At 42.1% G+C, this 4293-nt stretch carries 6 protein-coding genes; 3 read left to right on the top strand and 3 right to left on the bottom strand.

The annotated features are described in order from the left end of the window. Window positions 1-59: 59 nt before the first annotated feature. Both ACTIE6_RS19025 and ACTIE6_RS19020 read right to left on the bottom strand, forming a co-directional pair. Entirely contained in the window at window positions 60-170 is a 111-nt protein-coding gene (locus ACTIE6_RS19025) for a helix-turn-helix domain-containing protein (RefSeq protein ID WP_439558149.1), read from the bottom strand. Between the two features lie 42 nt (window positions 171-212). Beyond that, window positions 213-389 (bottom strand): hypothetical protein, encoded by a 177-nt coding sequence (locus tag ACTIE6_RS19020; RefSeq protein ID WP_439558148.1) that lies wholly within the window; start codon window positions 387-389, stop codon window positions 213-215. 314 nt (window positions 390-703) lie between these two features. Between ACTIE6_RS19020 and ACTIE6_RS19015 the strand changes: the two genes are divergently transcribed. The 3 genes from ACTIE6_RS19015 (at window position 704) to ACTIE6_RS19005 (ending at window position 3922) form a co-directional block, all read left to right on the top strand. Beyond that, a complete protein-coding gene (locus ACTIE6_RS19015) occupies window positions 704-1132 on the top strand; it encodes a hypothetical protein (protein WP_439558147.1) in 429 nt (142 codons plus the stop codon). Window positions 1133-1280: 148 nt separating this feature from the next. Next, a complete protein-coding gene (locus tag ACTIE6_RS19010; RefSeq protein ID WP_439558146.1) occupies window positions 1281-1676 on the top strand; it encodes a hypothetical protein in 396 nt (131 codons plus the stop codon). Window positions 1677-1702: 26 nt separating this feature from the next. Continuing rightward, complete coding sequence (locus ACTIE6_RS19005) at window positions 1703-3922, top strand: trypsin-like peptidase domain-containing protein (protein WP_439558145.1); 2220 nt, start codon at window positions 1703-1705, stop codon at window positions 3920-3922. Between the two features lie 140 nt (window positions 3923-4062). Here ACTIE6_RS19005 and ACTIE6_RS19000 read toward each other — a convergent pair. Further along, the coding region (locus ACTIE6_RS19000) for a helix-turn-helix domain-containing protein (RefSeq protein ID WP_439558144.1) at window positions 4063-4293 on the bottom strand (231 nt) is incomplete at its 5' end.

The raw sequence follows: 4293 nt of genomic DNA, 5'->3' as shown, positions 1-4293 counted from the left end.
AAAGTAAAATAGGAATTTAAAGCAGGTGCTTTTCATTTCCGGACTGATAAAATATTGGCTTACAAGACTCTTTTTTGACCCATTGCTTCGAGGTATAGGTAAACCGTGGTACGTCCTACACCAATGATGCTGGCAATTTGTTCCGCAGTTTTTTTTTCCTTATAGAGCATGAGATTTTCATTACAAATGGACGGAAAATAGCGGTTTGCTAATTAACGCTTATCGACTGGCTGCCGCAACGCTCGTAGCCCATTCTCTTGTAAGCTGATTTCATCGTTGAAATCGTATTTCTCTAACCGGTTCATATGCTCAAAAGGGGCCGGAGAGATATGTTCCAGATCTTTTTCATCGACTTGATAACCTTCCTTTTGAAGCTGTTTCCCATCCATTGGGACATTGGAAAGGATGGTCGGTTGGCTGGATGAACAGTTGCATCATGAAACGTACCGAAGATTTAGTTCGCTTTTGACTGATGATATGAAAACCAGGCTCCCTCAAATAGTAGAACTGGATGGCACCCCTTTGTCCATGTAATAGAGAGCTTATATTAACAACTAATTCTACAATTTTCTATAAATATGCAAATATTTTATTGCCTTTTACAACGCTTCTTACTAATTATATGTCTATAAGTTATACACTGCTCAATCCTGTCGCATGATATACTGTCTAGCATCTTTTTACCAAAAACCACGATGTCTCTATGGATTCGCACAAAAAAAACCTACGATTAATTATGATAGGACTTGCCTTACTCTGCACATTCATTCAGTGCACCTCCGATGACCCCGAAGTTCAAACCAAACAGTGTGATTGTGAAGGCGCCACAGTAGCCGAAGAAGTCAAAGATGTAGAAGCGGTTGTAGTTTATATGCAAGGCGGCTCTCCCGGAGCTAGTCAGCGCCCCGATTGGTACGTGCTAAGCACAGATCCAGCGGATTTTGAGAGAAGTAGTCACGCAGCCGGTCCCAATATATTGGTGCCTTGCGACTCGCTATCTACCGAATTCAAAAAACAAGGTGCGAGGGTGCTGATATCATACAAGCGTAAAGATTGCTATGGTGCAATTACGCAGCCAACTTTTCGCGGCAACTATGGTTATTTCATTGATTTAACCGAAATTAAGGCTTAATCAGGTAATTAGTATTATAGTTTGAATATACCTTTTGCAATCATTTTTTTTTCAACTTTTTTGAATGGTACGTGCCCTTTCAGGTAATCAGCGACCATTCGCTTACCTCAATAATCTGTATTTCTAAAACCAATAACGACACAATGCTATGAAACGCTTCATCATTACCTCTCTTGCAAGTCTCATTGGATTGCTAGCCTGCGTAGATTCTCCTGATGTTAGAGAAAAATGCGTAAAAGGAAAATTTTTAGGTACTGTACCTTATTGCTTAGGAAATGTGATTCAAATCTTGGATGGTACCGACTCTGGTAAAACCTGGACAAGCGACGGACGAGTTTATGAAAATTGCTTTGCTGCGAGTCTTGATTCTGTTTATGCAAAAAGCGCTTCTGATCCATTCAATTTGAAGCAAGATTCTATTTTCTATTTTACATATCGTGAAGGAGGATATCCTAGAAAAGAGTATGTCGCTTGTCAACCAGAATCATTTATTACAATAACTCAAACTTATCTTAATTCTTGCCTCGAAGAAAATTCTAAATAAATGTTCCACGTCTAAACCTATTTGCTATGAAGAAAGTGTATTGTCTTTTTTCCCTGAGGGTCATTATTGCTTCAATTTTAGCATTTTCCCTATTACCGACTGCCAAGGCCCAAATTGTTACCCGTTATTTGGGTTCCGGCACAATTGAAAAATTTGGTATCAAAGAACTAATCGCAACCGATCAATTGCCAACATTCCGACTCCCCGATGTAGACTTCAGTGCTCTTTTGAAAGAAGATTCAATAAACAGTTTACGAGGCAAGCCGATGCGTTTTGGCAAAGCGTTTCAGGTCAATGTTGACGTGATGGCAGCCGGAAAACAATTCCGCTCGTCAGACTCAATAACAACAGTTTATGCTATCACCTCTCAACGAGCAACCAGTATCAACCTCACTTTTGATCGTTTTAAATTGGCAAAGGGTACCAATTTATACATTTATACAACTGATAAGAGAATCCTATACGGACCGGTTACAGCTGAACATAACCCTGATTCTCAAAAGTTTTGGACAGACGTTCTACCAGGTACTGGAATTGTCATTCAGGTTACAGCTCCTGCGACTGGTGTCCAATTCAACGAACTTCATATTGCTACGGCGATTCACGGCTATACAACTGCATTTCTTGGATATGGATCAGGGGCTTGGTGTGAACGTGATATAGCTTGTGCCGAAGGAGCAAATTGGAGAGATGAAGGAAATTCTGTGGCCCGCGTATTGTTAAACGACGCTCAAAGTTATTGTTCAGGGGCATTAATTAATAATACCTGCCAAAATCTCAGACCCTTTTTCCTAACCGCCTTCCATTGTGTGGATTCAGATCGGAATTCAGATGCTTCGGTAGCAGAAAGAGGTCAGGTCGATCAATGGGTGTTTCTATTTAAGTACGAGAGTCCTTCTTGTGGCGGTCCAGAACCATCGGCTTTTTCTACGATTTCATATAATAGTGCAACTTACAGGTCTGGCTTTTGGCAGTCAGATTTTGCACTCGTAGAGCTTGATCAAAGGCCCCAAAATGGGGAACCGTTCACTTATGCAGGATGGTCAAGGAGTACTACTGCGGCCACTTCCGGCGTAGCTATTCATCATCCTCAAGGTGATGTTAAGAAAATTTCAGTTGAACAAAATGCCTTGACAAACGTTGCAGTAGCTACCAATTGGGGACTTCCGCTGCTACATCCTGCAAACACACACTGGCAGGCAATTTTCGAAACCGGCACTGTGGAGCATGGCTCATCTGGTTCCCCGATATTCAATCAGAATAGTCAAATCGTGGGTCAATTACATGGAGACTTTACGAATACAGATAATAACTATTGCGGTAGTCGGCGTGGGCATTACGGTAGGTTTGATGTGTCCTGGAATGGCGGTGGAACAAATGACACACGGTTAAGTAATTGGCTTGATCCAACAGGCACCGGCGCGACAACATTGGCTCAGATGGCTATGCCGAGTATTTCCGGACCTGCACTGCTTTGCACTACCGGCACTTATACTTTAACTAATGTACCTGCAGGAGTTCCCGTTAGTTGGTCGGTTTCAACACCCTCCGGTGTTTCACCAACATCAGGTAGCGGGACTGTTGCAAATCTTACTAGAATTAACGCCGAAGATGTGACGATCACCTTTACCATTGGATGTAATGGTGGCGGTACAGTCTCACGCCGGATATTGGTTGGCCCCCCTCAATTCGGTGGTTTTTTGGTTAATGGTCAATCTACGTCAAATGGAACAGGGTGCACGAACAGCTACATTCCAATTGCAGCGGTGCCAAACGACCCTTCTGCTTCATATAATTGGTCTCAAAGCGATCCAAACGGCTTTATCGCTAATGCAAGCCAATCGAGTACTGCTTTCACTGCGTATAACTCTAATTGTTACTACTTAGATGTAAATATTTATAATAGTTGTGGTGCAACGAATCAAACATTGACCATATGTACGAATAACTGTTTCGCTAAGTACACAGTGTTTCCGAACCCTGCAAAAGACTATATTACGATTGAATTTGATCATATCGAACGTGCAGAGTCCTTGCCGGATGAAATCGTTCTAATGTCCGAAAAATCAACTAAAAACGTTAAAAGCGTTAATGTTCAAAGCCTTTATAAGAGCAACGGCCTCAAAAATGGCAAGCAGGTAGAAATCGATGCAAAAGCGTTACCTCGCGGTACCTATTACCTCCATATCAAAAATAGTAGGCTGAAAGAGAACAAGGTAGATATCATCCGGATACTGTTAGAATAATTCTCAAAAAGATGAAATGCAAAACGCCCGGCGATTTGTCGGGCGCTTTGCATTTATGGTTGCAACTATTTCTTCGGCCAAAAGTAAAATAGAAATTTAAATCAGGTGCTTTTGATTTCCGGACTGATGAAATATTGGGCTTACAAGACTCTCTTTTGACCCATTGCTTCCAGGTAACGGTAGACCGTCGAGCGTCCTACGCCAATGATACCGGCAATTTCTTCGGCGGATTTTTTTTCTTTGTAGAGCATCACTGCTGTTTGGGCTTTCTTAATAGCTTCCAGGCTCAGCCCTTTCTTTTTTCCACCCATGCGGCCGCGCGCACGTGCAGATGAAAGCCCTGCCTTCGTACGCTCCCGAATGATATCCCG

This window comes from Dyadobacter sp., assembly GCF_051859145.1.
Taxonomy (GTDB): Bacteria; Bacteroidota; Bacteroidia; order Cytophagales; family Spirosomataceae; genus Dyadobacter.
The sequence above is the reverse complement of the archived record's forward strand: the minus strand, read 5'-3'. Positions and strand labels throughout refer to the sequence as shown.